The organism is Flavobacteriales bacterium, assembly GCA_020435415.1.
GTDB lineage: Bacteria > Bacteroidota > Bacteroidia > JACJYZ01 > JACJYZ01 > JACJYZ01.
Window position 1 is genome coordinate 1 of record JAGQZQ010000004.1, and the last position, 16,088, is coordinate 16,088.

15 protein-coding genes are annotated in these 16,088 nt (G+C 46.5%); 14 read left to right on the top strand and 1 reads right to left on the bottom strand.

Annotation, left to right across the window (positions count from 1 at the left end):
* A partial coding sequence (locus KDD36_01450) for a hypothetical protein (GenBank protein MCB0395285.1) occupies positions 1–1,135 on the bottom strand: 1,135 nt, incomplete at its 3' end.
* 839 nt (positions 1,136–1,974) lie between these two features.
* Between KDD36_01450 and KDD36_01455 the strand changes: the two genes are divergently transcribed.
* The 14 genes from KDD36_01455 (at position 1,975) to KDD36_01520 (ending at position 16,082) form a co-directional block, all read left to right on the top strand.
* A complete protein-coding gene (locus tag KDD36_01455) occupies positions 1,975–2,388 on the top strand; it encodes a prepilin-type N-terminal cleavage/methylation domain-containing protein (protein ID MCB0395286.1) in 414 nt (137 codons plus the stop codon).
* Positions 2,389–2,392: 4 nt separating this feature from the next.
* Positions 2,393–2,890 carry a hypothetical protein gene (locus KDD36_01460; protein MCB0395287.1) on the top strand — a complete coding sequence of 166 codons (498 nt, stop codon included), beginning with the start codon at positions 2,393–2,395 and terminating at the stop codon, positions 2,888–2,890.
* A 5-nt stretch (positions 2,891–2,895) separates the two neighbouring features.
* On the top strand, positions 2,896–4,323 hold the full coding sequence (locus tag KDD36_01465) for a type II/IV secretion system protein (protein ID MCB0395288.1): 1,428 nt from the start codon (positions 2,896–2,898) through the stop codon (positions 4,321–4,323).
* The gene (locus KDD36_01470; GenBank protein MCB0395289.1) at positions 4,323–6,254 is read left to right on the top strand and encodes a hypothetical protein; all 1,932 of its coding nucleotides are present in this window, start codon (positions 4,323–4,325) and stop codon (positions 6,252–6,254) included. Before KDD36_01465 ends, KDD36_01470 begins: the two co-directional genes overlap by 1 nt.
* A gap of 32 nt (positions 6,255–6,286) precedes the next feature.
* The gene (locus KDD36_01475) at positions 6,287–7,498 is read left to right on the top strand and encodes a hypothetical protein (GenBank protein MCB0395290.1); all 1,212 of its coding nucleotides are present in this window, start codon (positions 6,287–6,289) and stop codon (positions 7,496–7,498) included.
* Positions 7,495–8,025, top strand: a complete 531-nt coding sequence (locus KDD36_01480; GenBank protein ID MCB0395291.1) for a hypothetical protein — start codon at positions 7,495–7,497, stop codon at positions 8,023–8,025. The genes KDD36_01475 and KDD36_01480 overlap by 4 nt, the downstream gene beginning before the upstream one ends.
* Complete coding sequence (locus KDD36_01485; GenBank protein ID MCB0395292.1) at positions 8,015–8,971, top strand: hypothetical protein; 957 nt, start codon at positions 8,015–8,017, stop codon at positions 8,969–8,971. Before KDD36_01480 ends, KDD36_01485 begins: the two co-directional genes overlap by 11 nt.
* On the top strand, positions 8,968–9,459 hold the full coding sequence (locus KDD36_01490) for a hypothetical protein (protein ID MCB0395293.1): 492 nt from the start codon (positions 8,968–8,970) through the stop codon (positions 9,457–9,459). Before KDD36_01485 ends, KDD36_01490 begins: the two co-directional genes overlap by 4 nt.
* Before the next feature lie 6 nt (positions 9,460–9,465).
* A complete protein-coding gene (locus tag KDD36_01495; protein ID MCB0395294.1) occupies positions 9,466–10,326 on the top strand; it encodes a hypothetical protein in 861 nt (286 codons plus the stop codon).
* A gap of 10 nt (positions 10,327–10,336) precedes the next feature.
* A complete protein-coding gene (locus KDD36_01500; GenBank protein ID MCB0395295.1) occupies positions 10,337–11,581 on the top strand; it encodes a hypothetical protein in 1,245 nt (414 codons plus the stop codon).
* Entirely contained in the window at positions 11,569–11,922 is a 354-nt protein-coding gene (locus tag KDD36_01505) for a hypothetical protein (protein ID MCB0395296.1), read from the top strand. The genes KDD36_01500 and KDD36_01505 overlap by 13 nt, the downstream gene beginning before the upstream one ends.
* Positions 11,909–12,421: a prepilin-type N-terminal cleavage/methylation domain-containing protein gene (locus KDD36_01510; GenBank protein ID MCB0395297.1), complete on the top strand. Its 513-nt coding sequence runs from the start codon at positions 11,909–11,911 to the stop codon at positions 12,419–12,421. Before KDD36_01505 ends, KDD36_01510 begins: the two co-directional genes overlap by 14 nt.
* Before the next feature lie 9 nt (positions 12,422–12,430).
* On the top strand, positions 12,431–13,588 hold the full coding sequence (locus KDD36_01515) for a type II secretion system F family protein (GenBank protein ID MCB0395298.1): 1,158 nt from the start codon (positions 12,431–12,433) through the stop codon (positions 13,586–13,588).
* A 475-nt stretch (positions 13,589–14,063) separates the two neighbouring features.
* Positions 14,064–16,082 carry a tail fiber domain-containing protein gene (locus KDD36_01520; GenBank protein MCB0395299.1) on the top strand — a complete coding sequence of 673 codons (2,019 nt, stop codon included), beginning with the start codon at positions 14,064–14,066 and terminating at the stop codon, positions 16,080–16,082.
* Positions 16,083–16,088: the final 6 nt, after the last annotated feature.

Genomic DNA, 16,088 nt, shown 5'->3' on the forward strand with positions numbered 1-16,088 from the left:
AAACGATCATTAGGAAAATAAATAAAACCCCATACTTGTATAGGTGAGAATTAAAAATTAGTGTGCTGTTTGATCCAAATGCCATATTCAGGAAAGCGCCAACGCATAAGATCGGTACAATATCCCGGCCGATAGCATATTCCTCCGGAAGTAATTGAACAAGAAAATTAATGTTGGCTGTAATTAACAGGAATATCAGACCACCCAGAATCAGCATATACTTGCTGGATTTATAATAAATAGCTTTGATCTCAGTGGTATTGTTTGTTATAAGTGCCGTGGTAATCTTAGGATCACTGATTTTTTCTATTGCACCCAAAGGAACTTCAATTACAGTGGGAATAAAGGCTACAATGGCATATATACCTACCAAATCAAGTGAAATGTAGTTTGCAAGCATGACCGTGTCAAGATATTTTAACCCTATGGCTGAAAATGCGGTCAATGCAATTAATAAACCGAAGGTAATTACCTTGGTTACCCTGACTTCTTTCAGGATCTTCCGATTGATTATCAATGTGGGCTTGGAAATCCGGAGTATATAAATGAATTGAATTAGGATCTGCAAGCCATAAATACCCACATAGAGCTGAATAAAAGTTTTTAAGGTTATCAGTTTTATTGAATAAATACTGATGAGCGTGATAAATATGATTCGTACAAGAATGTTATTAAGAACAGAAGGGAATACAGTTTTGAAGTAACTAAATGTATAAACGTTCAACACATTGACACCAGCAAGAAAAAAGGATAATGGGAAAACATAACCGAGATACTCACCAAGAACCTGTGATTGATCTGCGTATATATTGATAAAATAAGAGCGGAAGCAAAATATGATCAGCGAGACAACGGTAAATCCGCAAACCATGTATCCGGTGATTAGAACCAGGAAGCCATTGTCTCCGTTATCTGAGCTCTTGAAGAGAGGTAGAAACTTTGTTGTTATCTTTTCCCCGCCGATGGGAATGATCACGGCAATTAGGTAGGAAAGAGAAAATAAGACACGGGTTAACCCTATTTCTTCAGGTGTGAGGAAGGCAGGTTGGATAATCAGTAAGTTGATGAATCCGACAGCAATACCTATATATGTGACAATGGTATTTTGTAAGCTTTGTCTTTGTATGATACCCATTTATCTCAGATTACACCTGACTATAATTTCTTCAATGCCACGATAAAAGCACTTTGAATTTCCTTTTGATATCCAAACTTACAAAAGAGCATTCAAGTTTCGTAAATGTCTTCGATCATCCAGATGCGTTTCTGGGAAATTACTTACTACGTATTACTACGTAGTTTCGTTTTTTTAATCTTGAAGTTAAAATGACACACGCTAAAATGTTAATATTTTAACACAGGTCAAGGTTATTGTAAATAAAAGCGTTTCCCGGTGATGGTTCTGAAGACTCCCCTAAAAAGCGTAGCGAATAAAAATAGAAATTAGTCGCTAACTTTAACAGGGAACAAAATGAAGAAGTGTAAGTTCCCCAACCACCACTGCCAACCATATTCAATGAAATCACTGTTGAGCTTGCATTTTCATGTTACCACTCCTGGCTGGCGCGGATTTGCAATCCGTGCATTTCCGCTAACGCCGATGTTCCAATACGCAGCTTGTGTGAATTTTTGCGAAAGCTTCATGGGATGTTAATTCGTGCATCGTCTATATTGGTATATTGGCACGGATTGCAAATCCGCGCCAGCTGCCTTCGAGAACATTCGCGCTAGCTGGGTATTCAATGAAATCACCGTTGAGCCTGCATTCTCATATCAGCACACCAGCCTGCCCATTTTCAAATCAACACATTTTCAAATTCTCAAATTAACATATTAACAACATTCGGTAAACAACAGGTATAGTTTGACAAACCACTGGTGTATATGGGTAAACGTATGGTTTTAATAAGTGCCGGGAGTGTAGTATCTTGGTTCCCCTTTTTGGCAACGGAATCCAATAAAGTATTGAATAACATGAAAACACGAATCAAAAGTCATAGACTTAAGGCATTTTCACTCACCGAGCTCCTTGTCGTACTTGTCATTGTAGGTATCCTTGTTCTTCTGGCGCTGCCCAACCTGATGCCCCTTATCTCCAAGGCCCATAGCACGGAGGCAAAGCTGCAGCTGGAACACGTCTATACACTGCAGAAAACTTATTTCATGGAGCATTCGAAGTATGCCGCCAATCTGGACGAGATATCATTCGAACAGGAAAAACTGGTGGATGAGGGAGGAACGGCAAAATATGTGATAGAGCTGGTAGAAGGCGGTGGGAACGGCTTTATTGCCCGTGCAAGAGCAACTGTTGATTTTGACGGCGACGGAGAATTGAACATATGGGAGATAAACCAGGAGAAACAATTAACCGAAACCGTAAAAGACTAATTCCTTGCAGACCTACCTCACCATTGTCAGCATATTGCTGCTGATGATTATCGCATACCAGGATTTTCGCTATCGTGCGGTGTCCTGGCTTATCGTTGTCGTCTGGGGTGCGCTCATTGCCTGGCAAAGCATTTCCGGATCAGGGTGGGAGATATGGCTACGGGAGAGTATGGTGAACATCGGTTTTTTTGCAGTGCAGTACGGAGCGCTTACCCTGTACTTCTCCCTGAAGGAAAGAAGGCTTGTTCATCTGGCGGATGTCTATATCGGGTGGGGTGATATACTTTTTATAGGGATCATGTGTTTCGGCTTTTCACTTCCCGGATTTGTGGCATTATACCTGGGTGGATTGATGGTCGTTCTTTTTGTTTTTCTTATTTACAGAATGTTGTTCACAAAGGCATCACATCAGATTCCCCTTGCCGGTGGTTTGGCTCTTTTGCTGACCATCGTGCAGATTTTTCAGCCCGACTTCAAAAGCCTGATACTCCAATTCAGCTAACGACCATGGCTATTGCACCCTCCACAGATCTGTTGCAACTGATCACCCCGGAACAAGCCTGGCATTACAGGGTGTTGCCCGGTACGTCAGCAGATGACCTGTTGACATTCTTTGTGGATGAAACGGTGGAAGTGTCCAATACGGCCATGGAGCTGGAAATGGTGCTGGGGAAAAAGGTGACATTCACACCCCGGCCTGCTGAGGAGATTGGAAAGGCCCTGGCGAAGTTCTACAGGAAAACCAGCCGGCAAACTTCAAAAGCGCCGGCAAAACTTGATCAGGCCGAAGCAGAAGATTTTCTGGCAAACCTGATCCATGATGCAAAACACCTTGGCAGCAGTGACATTCATGTAGAGCCGTACGAGGACCGCTGTCGCGTGCGGATCAGGGTTGACGGGCAATTGGTGGAGCGCTATGTGATCAGTAAGTCGGATTACCCGGGATTTGTTAACAAGATCAAGATCAAAGCCAACCTGGATATCGCAGAGAAACGATTGCCACAAGACGGCCGGATCGGATTTAAAAGAGGTGGAGAAAAGTTCGATATCCGGGTGAGTATCCTGCCCACCCTGCACGGAGAAAAGATCGTGATGAGGCTATTGAACAAAGATGCTACGGACATCGACCTGGAAGCAATCGGCTTTTCCGAAACCGACCTGGCGAACTACCTCAGAGGGGTGAGAAAGCCTCACGGTATTGTGCTGATAAGCGGACCTACCGGATCAGGAAAGACCACCACATTGTATGCGACTTTGAAACTGCTGAATAAGGAAAGTCGCAACATTGTGACCATCGAGGATCCGATCGAGTATACCCTGGAGGGCATCAACCAGGTGCAGCTAAAGGAAGACATCGGTCTGACCTTTGCCCGGGCACTGCGCACATTCCTCCGGCAAGACCCGGATATCATCATGTTGGGTGAGATCAGGGATGGAGAAACCGCTGCTATGGCTATTCGGGCTTCATTGACCGGCCATCTCGTGCTATCCACCATTCATACGAATTCTGCCTGGGGCACGGTATCACGGCTTGTGGACATGGGGATACCTCCCTTTCTGATCGCCGGCACCCTGAATACCACCATGGCCCAACGGCTTGTACGCCTGCTGTGTCCTGATTGTAAACAACAGAAAGACCTCTCCGGCAATGATCTTCCGGATGGCTTCCGGTCCGCATCGCATATTGCCAAACAGTTCGAACCCGTTGGATGTGAGTCCTGTTATTATACAGGATATAAGGGCAGGAAAGCTATCTTTGAAGTGATTCCTGTGGATGAAATGTTGCAGGCCGCAATCAGGGAGGGTGCGCATGACATCGAAGACCATCTTAAAAAATATGGCGTGAAAACGTTAGCGGGTAACGCGCTGGAACTGCTGGAGAGCGGGCAAACATCCCTCGAAGAGATTTATCCACTTTTAATTAATCATAGCTGATGACTGGCTTGCAATTCAGAGTATTTATTTTTGTGCTCATGCTTTTTTCGGGGGTGGCAACGGCTCAAACCCCGGATCGTTTTGCGGTGATGCAAATGCAGCTGGAAGCTTTGGGCGAAACCACTGCGCCTAATCTGAATGAGACCGTCAGGACATCGGTTTCCGGTGCACCCATTCAGGAGTTTGTCCGGGCCATGGCCATTTCCAATTCACTTAACATCAATGTTGATCCGAACCTGAATATTACGGTGGTGAACAACTTTGCAGGAGAATCTGTCAAGAATATCCTGCTGTTTTTATGCAAGCAATATGACCTGGACCTGAAGTTCATCGGGTCTATTATTTCTATCTCCAAATACGAGGCTCCCAAGCCGGAACCAAAGGCTTATGTGCCTAAAGTCATTACGGTTTCTTACGACAGTGCGGGGGATGCCCTCACCGTGGATCTGAAAAATGATACCCTCGAACTGGTGGCCCGCGAGATTACCAAACGATCCGGTAAGAATGTGATCATTCAAAAGGAGGTGAGTCGTCAGATCATAAGTGGCTTTCTTCAGAATGTGCCTTTTGAGAGTGCGTTGGATAAGATTGCCTATGCCAACGGATTGGTACTGAACAAAACCGACGATGGTTTTTTTGTGATCGGAAAGGAATCTGCGGGCAATGATGCCGGATCCAACAACGGAGGTCGCAATAACAAAAAGGGAGATCGCAGTGGTGGAAACCGCAGTGCAAATGCCGGACTGAAGGTGGAAGTGATTGCGGGAACCGATCCCGTGCTTATGAATGTGGATGCCACTGCCGTTCCCATCGCAGATGTGGTGGCTGAAGCGTCCCAGCAATTGGGGGTGAATTTCAACCTGCTCTCGGAACCCAAAGGCGATGCGAACATGAGTCTGACCAGGGTCACCTATGATCAATTGCTGACATTTCTTTTCAATGGTACTGACCACGGCTTTACCAAGGAAGGTCAGGTCTACCAGATCGGAGAAAGAAAAACCGAGAGCATCAGGCTTGCCATTGTTCATCCATTGCAATACAGAAGGGCGGAAACAATAGAAAAAGTGATACCCAAGGACCTGAGAGCCGGTGTGGAGATTGTGGTGGAGAAAGAACAGAACAGCCTTGTGATGAGTGGTTCCGAACGGGCCATCAGGGAAATTCAGGAATTCCTGAAAGGGGTGGATAAGGTGGTACCCCTCGTCCTGATTGAAATTATTATAGTGGATGTGAACAGCAATACGACGGTCAGCACCGGTATTAAGGCCGGATTGTCGGATGATCCTCCGAATAACCGGGAACTTCTGCCCGGTGTCAAGTACACGATGAATGCGGAAAGAATTAACGAGCTGTTGTCCCTCATGGGTACCAGTGGCCTGATCAACCTCGGCAGCGTAAGCCCTAATTTTTATATAGACATTGAAGCGATGGAGCAACAGGGCTTTATCAAGAAAAGATCAACGCCCAAGCTCGCTACTATCAATGGAAATGAAGCGAATATGAGTATCGGGGCAACGGCCTTTTATCCGGAGGTGACCAACAGTGTGGTAGGTACGCAAACGCCACAGAACATAACGCAGACGGTATGGAAGAGTCTGGAGGCAAGCCTTAAAATCAAAATAACCCCGGTGGTTTCGGGAGATGATCATGTGACCCTGGATATCACCGTGGAGCAGTCTGATTTCACTGCAAGAGTGAGTGACACAGCGCCTCCTGGCAAAGTGACCCGCAGCTTCCAGTCCCTCGTAAGGGTGAAGAACGGAGATATGGTGGTGCTCGGTGGCCTGGAAGAAAAAGCCAATAACGATACGGGTACAGGCACACCTTTCTTATCGCGGGTGCCCGTTCTTAAATGGTTCTTCAGCAGTCGTACAAAACAGGATTCAAAATCCAAACTGAGTCTGTTTATCAAACCAACGGTCATTTATTGATTGTGCATCAGATTGACAACATACGGCGAAAATTGACCAGGCCAGATTCTGTTGCAGGCCTGGATGTCAAGATTCTGGACGACGGAAAGATGCTGATAAGCGGGGTGGTGCTGTCGCGAAAGAAAGAATCCGTGACGCATGACAGGTCGTTCTCCGGCATTACATCCATCGAAGAACTCAAACAACATGTATCACCCGGTTTGCCGGTGAGTATATGTCTTCATGGAAAGGGCATCATGCACAAGAAGGTTACGGCATTCGAGGGAGACTATGTTGATCTGCTGCCCCAGATCTTACCCAACGCCAGACTAAAAGATCTGCTGGTGCAAATTCAACCCGGTGAAAGAACAGCACCATGTGTATCCGCCACACGGAAAGATCAGCTTGAAAAATGGCTGCACATATTTTCGGAGGCCGGATTGGATGTGGTGAATGTGACACTGGGGCCGTTGCTGATGGATCATGTACTTCCTTTGTTGACGGTGAAAGAGGAGGAGATGCACGTGGGTGATTTTCACTTATGGATCGGTAAGGAGGGATTGGAAAAGTTCAATGTCAATGGTACTTCTCCAACAGAGGATGTGGCTGTTGAGATTGATCAAAAGAGCTGGAAAGCGTCTGAGTTGATTGGGTTCTCCCAGGCTTTTGTCAGTCTGGCCGGTATTGATCCGGCACCGGCATCCGATGATGAGCTGATGAAGCGGGGGAAGGTGGAATATGAACAGAAGGTGCTGTTCAGGAAATCGGGATGGATGCTGTTAATTTTCTTCTTCACCATGTTGCTCGCCAATTTTCTGATGTATGGTCATTATGAAAAAGAGAACCAGCGATTGGAGGAGGAAATATCCATCAACGGCAGAAAGGTAGATCAGGTCAATGAAATGCAGGCCTTACTGGATGAGCAGGAACATTTCCTGTCAAACGCGGGATGGAATGCTTCCGCTCAGGCATCGTACTTTGTCAACCGGGTGGCATCTTCGGTTCCCGAGAAGGTTCAATTGACCATGTTGCATGTATATCCTCCCAGGAAAAGTGAGGTGGCTTCCGCTACCAAGGCGGATGTTCAGTTTGACGGACAACACATGGTTATTTCAGGAGCAACCACGAACAGCCTTATTCTTAACGATTGGATCAAGGTTGTCAAATCCGTGGAGGGAATTACCGATGTGAAGATCACGGATTACCATCAGAAGAGCAATGAAAGTATTGGTTACTTTGAACTGGAGGCAACGCTGGGCAAATGAACAGAAAAACCTCATATAAACGTAAGCTTCAACTTCTGTGGATAGGTGCTGCAGCATTTGCGGTTCTGGCATATTTCCTTGCCGTGCGCAATACCGTGAACCTGGCGTCTGAGGTAAGGGAAGCGGAACAAATGATTGAGCAGGCAAGGAATGCACCCCGTAAACTGGAGGTGTTGGAAAGTCGCTTGTCCTGTTTGAATCAGCAGATGGGAAAATATGCTTCCGGTGTGAATCAGGATCAGATCCTGGCATCGGTGGCCACTTTTTGTGCAGACCATAACCTGATCCTGGCTTCATTCCCAGCGGGTACGGAAACAGTTCGTGGTGATCTGAATATGATCACTTATAAGGTGACTGTTCAGGGGAAGTTCAATGATTTAATGCAACTGGCTTATATGCTGGAAAAGGATGGCAGCAAAGGACATGTATCTTCTCTTCAGTTTCAGGTGGTGGAAGACGTGCGTTCCAAGAGAAGCTACCTGATGGCATCCATATATCTTCAAAATATTGTAAAACATGTATCGTAACAAATTGCTTCTGCTTCTGATCCTGGTGCCGGGTATGTTCGTGATAAAAGCATGCAAGGATTTCTTTGAAGAGGACATCACCAATAAGCAGGTGAAGATCATTGCGCCTACCGATAAACTTAAATCCAAAAACCGGGAGAATCTCTTTTTATGGGAAGAGGTCAAAGGCGCACTGTCGTATCATTTGCAGGTTGTGCATCCCAGTTTTGACAGCATCGTTGAGTTTGCAGTGGATTCACTAATTCAGGCGGATCGAGTTACCCTTGTGCTGAACCAGGGACGGGAATATCAATGGAGACTGAGAGCAGAGAACGGTTCGTCATATACCCCCTATGTTTACAGAACGCTGACCATCGATTCTACGAACGATATAAGTACCCAAATTGTGAAGTTGCTTTCGCCTGATGATAAGTATATTTCTGATACCACCACCCTGGAATTTTCCTGGCGTAGTATTGCTGGTGCCAATACATACACGATTGAGTTTGCAAAACCGGATTTCAGCAAACCGCAGAATGTTCAGAACAGCTACAATACAACGGATACCACATTTGTATACACCTTCAAATCCGATGGCGCTCATTCATGGCGGGTTCTGGGAAGAAATGATACTTATAACTCGGGCTATTCCGTGCGTACGTTAACGATTGATACTACGCCGCCGGTTGCTCCGACACTCACTTACCCGCCCAACAATGCGGTATTGGATTCCTTTCCCGTTCAGTTGTCGTGGAGCCATGCGGCGGATGTGGCATTAGACTACCTCTCGGTTTACCACCCGGATGGCAATACATTGTTGCCCGGATACCCCAAGGTATTGACACAGCCGAATTACGTTTTTAGTCATTCATCGGTTGATTCGGTTTATTACTGGCAGGTGCAGTCTGAAGATGCCTCAGGTCACCTGAGTAAAAGCAGCCTGAAAAGAATATTTACGGTCAAATGAAAAAGAAGACCAACGTCTATATACTTCTGGTAGCTGCCGCTGTGGTCTGGGGCCTGGTCATTTACCGCCTTGTCGACGGATGGGGTGGACAGGAAACATATGCCGTTGTTCCTGCTGTCATGAAGGAAGTGCCATGTGATCTCGAGAACAACAGTTTTGCATTGCTGGAGTTACCATCGGATCCGTTTCTGGAACGTTCGGTCATCAGGAACAACGTGCGAACCTATCGGCCGGTCAGCAGCCAGTCTTCGGCTCCTGTCAAGCCCAAGGCAAAGCCTGAACCGAAACCGCCGTTGCGATGGCCTGATGTCAAGTTCAGTGGCGTTGTGAAAGGAGCAGGCAAGGAGGTAGCGATACTTTCGGTGGACAATAAGAATTTCCTTTTGGCGGAAGGTGAGGAAGCGGTTCAGGTGAAGGTGGTGAAGCTGTACTCCGATTCCGTGCAACTGAAATATGAAGGAGAAAAGAAGACCATTCTAAGAAAATAATATATGATGATGAAATTTGTTTCGTCAGTTTCGTTTTGTAAGATCTCCCTGTTGAGCCTGGTTGTCACCAGTATGGCATTGACAACCCGTGCACAATCGCCTAATTATACCAAGACAAACGGTGAGGTGGCGGTGATTGATAGCGGCTATCCAGCCAAAGCCAGCGTATATCTGTTGAAGAAGAAAAAGGTCAGGGCCAGGGAAAGCCGCACCTATGCATGGCACCGATCCTATGAGATTCATCGCACGGTTGGCGGTGTGGACGGACAGGTTCTCAATGGCTGGTATACACAATACCACAAAGATCATGACTTGAGGAAAAGAGGGAAGTACAGATTCGGTTTGAAGGTAGGGAAGTGGATGCAGTGGGATGAGAACGGACATGTTCGTCAGATTGTGAACTACCGGCAGGGAAAAGCCCATGGAGCCTTTCGTTATTACAATGAAAAAAATGAATTGCAGAAGAGCGGAAAACATTGTGAAGGGAAGGTACATGGCCGGTTAAGAGAATATGATGGTGATTCGGCAAAGGTCTTCTATTACAAAAAAGGAAACCTCCGGGAATATCAGGCCCCGGGTGCAGTCAGGGTCTGGCGATCTTCCGGAGATGCGATCAAATCATGGACATCTCCAAAATCCGATAAAGAAAAAAGAACAAAAGTGGACAAGGAGAAAAGTCAGAAGAAAGATAGAGAGAAGGTGGATAAAGTGGATAGGGAGAATAAGAAGCGCAAAGAAGATGACGGGAAGAAAAAGAAATCGCCGCCTGAGAATCTGAAGGATCAAAAGACGCAGGAGAAGGATAAGTCAACCGACAAGCAGAAGCCTAAGGAGAAAAAGACACCATCCGGGAAAAAGAAGGAGTGAGGAGCGCCCTATGCTAAAAGCGTCTTCCCTCATATATGCACTGGCTGTGGCACTTCTGATTGCAGCACTCTCATCATCCTTTATCCTTTTATCGTACCTGTTCAATGTGCAGACCCTCCGGATGGATGAACGTGCACGGGAATCCCGCAATACATTGTCGGGCCTTTACCTGATGTTGGGTGAGGATGCGCCCGGACAGCAGGCAACAGAGGTGGATTTGTATGGTGATGGCAGCGACAACATTTCTGTCCGGCGTTATCCGTGGGGGGTGTTTGAGGTTGCAGTAGCGCAGACACTCACCAGGAATGTTGCAGAACGTGCAGTCCTCATGGGAAGAAAGCCCGGACCGGATAGTGATTATGCGCTGTACCTGAGCGACCGGAACCGGGCCTTGTCGGTTTGCGGGAAAACGTTGGTCAGGGGGAAAGCATACCTTCCCGAGGCCATGGTGAAACGAGCCTATATTGAAGGAAAGAGCTTCGATGGTCAACGGTTGATTGATGGGGTAACTTCCAAAAGTGATAAGGCCGTTAAGCCACCGGATACAGATGCGCTAGGTGAACTGGACCGTCAGATGACCGAGCGATTTTCGACGGAAGATAGCCTTTACATTTTTGCTGATAATCAACCTATATTAAACATGCATCAGTCATTCACGGCACCTCCCCGTGTCATTACAGGAACAAGCATCGTGGTAGGTGATGTGGATTTGCTGGGGCACATCGTCATACAGGCAGACCGTAAGATATCGGTGTTAAGATCCGCACATTTGAAGCAGGTGTTGTTGATTGCGCCCATCATTGAAATAGAATCCGGATTCAACGGTAGCTTACAGGCATTGGCAACCGAAGATATCATTGTGGGCGAAGATTGTCAGCTGGCATACCCGAGCGCACTGGTGCTGAGGTCACAAAAAACCGGAAAAGAATCATCTGAAGTCCGTATGGAAAAAAATGCGTCCGTGGGCGGTGTGATTTTTGTTATGCCCCGGGAACGCAACAGCCGGACGTTGGTTGTTTTGGGAGAGGAAACCACTTTGACGGGACAGGTTTATGTGCAGGGAAATGCACAGGTTCAGGGTACGATTCATGGAAATCTCACCGTGGATGAACTTATCCTGAAAACCCCTTCCTCAGTTTATCAGAACCATTTGCTGGATGCGGTAATTGACCGGGAATCACTTTCGGATTTTTATGTTGGCGCCGCACTGTGGCCGGATGCTGCAGAAAAAAAATGGGTGCAATGGCTGGAATAAGAGTTCATAAATTGAGTGCATCCACATTGCTGGAGACATTGATTGCTATGGTGATCGTAATGGGAACGTTCGGAGTGGGTATGATGATTTATACAAACGTGGTGCAGCGGGGTCAGAATGCCTCTGTTGTAAAAGCCCATGTGATGGTCAAGGATGCTGCTGCGGATGCATTGATGCACAAACGTTTCCTGGATGAGTCATGGAATGCGGACGGCTTGATGATCCGGAAAACGATCCGGGAAAGTCGCTGGACAGGTGTGAAAGTTCTCGAGGTGAGTGCACTGGATGAAAGCCAGAAATCATTGGCAACTTATAAGGTATTGATCCATGCGAACCGCTGACAGGCTGCAGTCCTTTACCCTGATCGAACTGGTGGTGGTGATGATCATCACCGGCATTGTGGTTGCCACGGCGGCTACGGCACTTCGCATTACAGGCGAACGATTAGCCCATTTGAAAGACAGCCGGGAGAAATGGCTGGAGGTATACCGGCTTGAAGGTGCCGTGCAGGGAGATGCGGACCGGTCCCTGGAGGTGCTGAGCGAGGTGGATGGAGTCAGGTTAAAGCGAATGGTTGGTCCTGATATCGTATATCATATTCTAGCCAACGGGGTGGTTCGTGAAACCGGTCAGGTTACGGATACCTTTTATGTTGATATTTCAGAAAGAGAATCATACTATAATGGCAACACCATAACAACGAATGTATCGCCTATTGATGAGTGGAAATGGGAAGCGCAAATCGGCGAGACGCCGGTATCATTTCGTTTTTATAAGATATATGCGGCAGACGAGAAAATGCGGCACGAAGCGATTCTGAATCACACACCCGGCAGATAAGCATGATCCATGGCCATTGACCTGAAACAATACAAGGCATCAACTGTTAAGTCTGATAAGCGCACAACCGGAACAGCCGGATCGAAAGGCTTTATGGATTTCCTTAATAGGGACATACAGCTCTTTGGAAGCGCGTTACCGGATAAGGATAAGGAAGCGTTTTATCATGAACTCGAGATTCTGATGGGTGCGGGTGTGGACATCAAATCGTGTTTGGATCATATTGAAAAAGAACAGAAGAAGAAAAAGGATCAGGTGCTGTTTGCCGATATCCGTGGTCGTGTGTTGAACGGGGAGACCCTTTCCGAAGCGATCCGGAAGACAGGGAAGTTTTCACCCTATGAATATTACAGCTTGCAAATCGGTGAGGAATCAGGGAAGTTGCTGGAAGTGTTCCGCGAACTGGCGGGATATTTCAATGCAAGGATTCGGCAACGCAGACAGGTGATCAACGCTTTGTCATATCCCGCCATTGTCATGACGGTCGCCTTCGGTGCCATCTATTTTATGATGCAGTTTATGGTACCCATGTTTGCGGATGTCTTTAAACGGTTCGGCGGTGATCTTCCACCCATAACCAAAATGATCGTTGACCTTTCCGCTTTTGTCCGTGCGTGGGGTGGCTGGCTGATGGTCGGCCTCGTGGGTTTGCTTATTGCAGGTTATTCACAACGAAAGAAGGATGGTTTTCGGAAAGTGCTATCGATGGTGGTGCTGCGTTTTCCTGTGGCGGGTCTGTTGGTTAAGAAAATATATGCGGCCAGGTTTTGCAGATCCATGGCCTTGCTGATGAGTGCCAATGTTCCGATGCTTCAGGCATTGGAGTTGGTGCGCAACATGATCGGTTATTATCCTATGGAAAAGAGCCTGGATCAAATCGGGAAGGAAGTGATGGAGGGAGGAACATTGCATGAAGGCCTGGGTGCACATGACATTTTCCCTTCCAGATTAACAGCACTTGTTAAAGTAGCCGAGGAAGTGAATCAACTGGATGTCATATTCGAACAACTCGCGAAACAGTATGGGGAAGAGGTGGAATACCAGACGGGACTGCTTGGTAGTTTTGTGGAACCGCTGATGATCATCTTCCTCGGCCTTGTTGTGGGTGTTATTCTCATTGCCATGTACCTGCCATTGTTCCAGCTCAGCACCGGCGTGATGCAATAGCAAATATTTCTGAAGGCCGGAGGGTCCTCCTGCTTTTCTCTTTATCCATGCTATGTTCGGAAGAGATTCTCTGCTGGATTACCATGTGACATGTCTTTTTGGGAAACGCATTCCATAAGCAGGAATAATTAAGTATTAATACGTATTTATTTTTTATTTGAGTATTGGTGTTAAATGGTACATGATAAAATGTTAATATTTTAATACGGCTTATGATTATTATAAATAAACGATGTTTCAGGTGGTGACTTCAATAATTCAGATGGCGAATTGATACAAAAGTTGGTTAGAATAAATTGAAATCATATAATTGCACCCTGAGAATTTGGTGCGTCATTTTATTCGCGGAACTGACATTGATGGCAGTCAGTGTGTGGTCAGAAAATCCATCTTGCTCTACTTTAGATAATATTACAATGCCGCATGGTTATTTGGGCGGGCAGGAATCTATCACAGTATTTATAAATTCATGAAGATGATCCGTAAAAAACAAAGGCTGACCGTAGTTGCTGTATTTATTGCACTGGTTGGTTGGCAGATGGTACACGCCCAGGATACGGTGGGTGTTGTGATTAGTATAACCGATACAACCCCTGACCCGTCTGCAATTCTGGATGTGATGTCAACAACAAAAGGAATGCTTATTCCTCGTATGACAACCACGGAACGCGGCGCAGTTTCATCTCCTGCTGATGGTTTGATGGTTTATGATACGGATGAAAGTGCGGTGTATTTTTATAACGGTACAACAACTGAATGGGCAAAGGTAGCAGGTGAATTATGGGAGCAGAGTGGAGGTGATATTTACTATACGGGAGGTAATTTCGGTTTGGGTACGGAGACCCCTGCCTATCGTTTAAGTATTGCGGGCAATTCGTCAATTGCGGACCGCACGATTGCTGTTAATGATACACCAATGGTCTATCTGGCAGCTCAGGGCAGTTCTCAATTGATAGGTTCGATCGCGTTTGGAAACGGTTTGAGAAGTCTGACTTCCGGATCAGGTAAGTATAACACGAGCGTTGGTATAGGTGCATTGTTTTCTACCACCAGCGGTACCCAGAATACAGCTCTGGGTGCAAACAGCCTCCGCTCCAATACGGGCGGAAGTCAGAATACCGGTATCGGATACCAGACGCTTTACACAAACACGACAGGTACCAATAACACCGGAATCGGCTATAATGCATTACAATCAAATACTACCGGAAGTTACAATACCGCGGTAGGTATCACTTCGTTAAACTCAAATACCACAGGTAACGGCAATACCAGTTTGGGTTCTTTTTCATTGCGGTACAATACCACCGGAACATCTAATACGGGAATCGGTTCCAGTGCATTGTATAATAATACTACCGGAATTAATAATACCGCTGTGGGCGAAGAGGCCCTGAAAGCCAATACCACCGGCGGACAAAATACAGCGATCGGTGTGGATGCATTGATCAACAATACCACCGGTTCCTATAACGTAGCGATCGGATCCTTCACGCTTAATGGAAATACTACTGGTAGTTTGAATGTGGGTATCGGTCCGCAGGCATTGTATACCAATAGCACAGGAGTATCTAACTTTGCTAACGGAACCCAGGCATTGTATAGTAACACCACCGGTAACTATAATACGGCGGAAGGTTCATATGTGTTATACACCAATACCACCGGCAGCAACAACACCGGCAACGGTTATCAATCGCTCAAAAACAGTACCACCGCGGGAAGTAATACAGGCATCGGTTTTCAGGCCGGACACGATATCACCACCGGTTCATACAATACCATCCTGGGGAATTTCCCCAGCACCTCTTCCAGCATCACCACCGGCTCGAACAATATCCTGATCGGGAATGATGTACGCAACGGCCTTTCGGTGACCAGTTCGAACCAGCTGAACATCGGCAATCTGATCTATGGTACTGGTCTGGGTTCGGCCGGCAGTGTGCATAACATTCCGAGGGTGGGTATCAATACAGCGACACCGGACACGACTTTTTCCGTGAATGGAAGAGCCTCCATGCAGGGAGGCGGATCCTGGCTCACCTTCTCAGACAGAAGAGTGAAAAAAGATACAGCCTCATTCACAGACGGCATTGAAACGATCCGCCAGGTGCATCCCATGAAATACAAATACCGGGGCATCTATGCGGACACCACCACGGAGTTTGTAGGTGTGATTGCTCAGGATATGCAGTCTGTGGCACCATACACGGTCAAATCACACAAGATCGAAGTGCGTGGCCGGGATGCCAACATGTTCCAGGAAAAGACCTACATCCGTACGGACAACATATATGTTCGTACGGATACATTGGTGGGGCCCAATGATAGCATCATTTTGCAACCGGTACACAGACAGGAGCAGGTATATGAGGTGGATGCATTAAGTTATGATCAGAGTGCATTATTCTATGTTATGATCAATGCACTGAAACAGTTGGATGCGGAGAATGCAGAGTTGAGAAGCAGGATAGAAGCATTGGAGAACGAATAAGATCGC

Bases quoted from the DNA above. Each gene is read 5' to 3' on its own strand.
- KDD36_01455 (MCB0395286.1), top strand. From the start codon at position 1,975: ATGAAAACACGAATCAAAAGTCATAGACTTAAGGCATTTTCACTCACC.
- KDD36_01465 (MCB0395288.1), top strand. From the start codon at position 2,896: ATGGCTATTGCACCCTCCACAGATCTGTTGCAACTGATCACCCCGGAA.
- KDD36_01470 (MCB0395289.1), top strand. From the start codon at position 4,323: ATGACTGGCTTGCAATTCAGAGTATTTATTTTTGTGCTCATGCTTTTT.
- KDD36_01480 (MCB0395291.1), top strand. From the start codon at position 7,495: ATGAACAGAAAAACCTCATATAAACGTAAGCTTCAACTTCTGTGGATA.
- KDD36_01485 (MCB0395292.1), top strand. From the start codon at position 8,015: ATGTATCGTAACAAATTGCTTCTGCTTCTGATCCTGGTGCCGGGTATG.
- KDD36_01490 (MCB0395293.1), top strand. From the start codon at position 8,968: ATGAAAAAGAAGACCAACGTCTATATACTTCTGGTAGCTGCCGCTGTG.
- KDD36_01495 (MCB0395294.1), top strand. From the start codon at position 9,466: ATGATGAAATTTGTTTCGTCAGTTTCGTTTTGTAAGATCTCCCTGTTG.
- KDD36_01500 (MCB0395295.1), top strand. From the start codon at position 10,337: ATGCTAAAAGCGTCTTCCCTCATATATGCACTGGCTGTGGCACTTCTG.
- KDD36_01505 (MCB0395296.1), top strand. From the start codon at position 11,569: ATGGCTGGAATAAGAGTTCATAAATTGAGTGCATCCACATTGCTGGAG.
- KDD36_01510 (MCB0395297.1), top strand. From the start codon at position 11,909: ATGCGAACCGCTGACAGGCTGCAGTCCTTTACCCTGATCGAACTGGTG.
- KDD36_01515 (MCB0395298.1), top strand. From the start codon at position 12,431: ATGGCCATTGACCTGAAACAATACAAGGCATCAACTGTTAAGTCTGAT.
- KDD36_01520 (MCB0395299.1), top strand. From the start codon at position 14,064: ATGATCCGTAAAAAACAAAGGCTGACCGTAGTTGCTGTATTTATTGCA.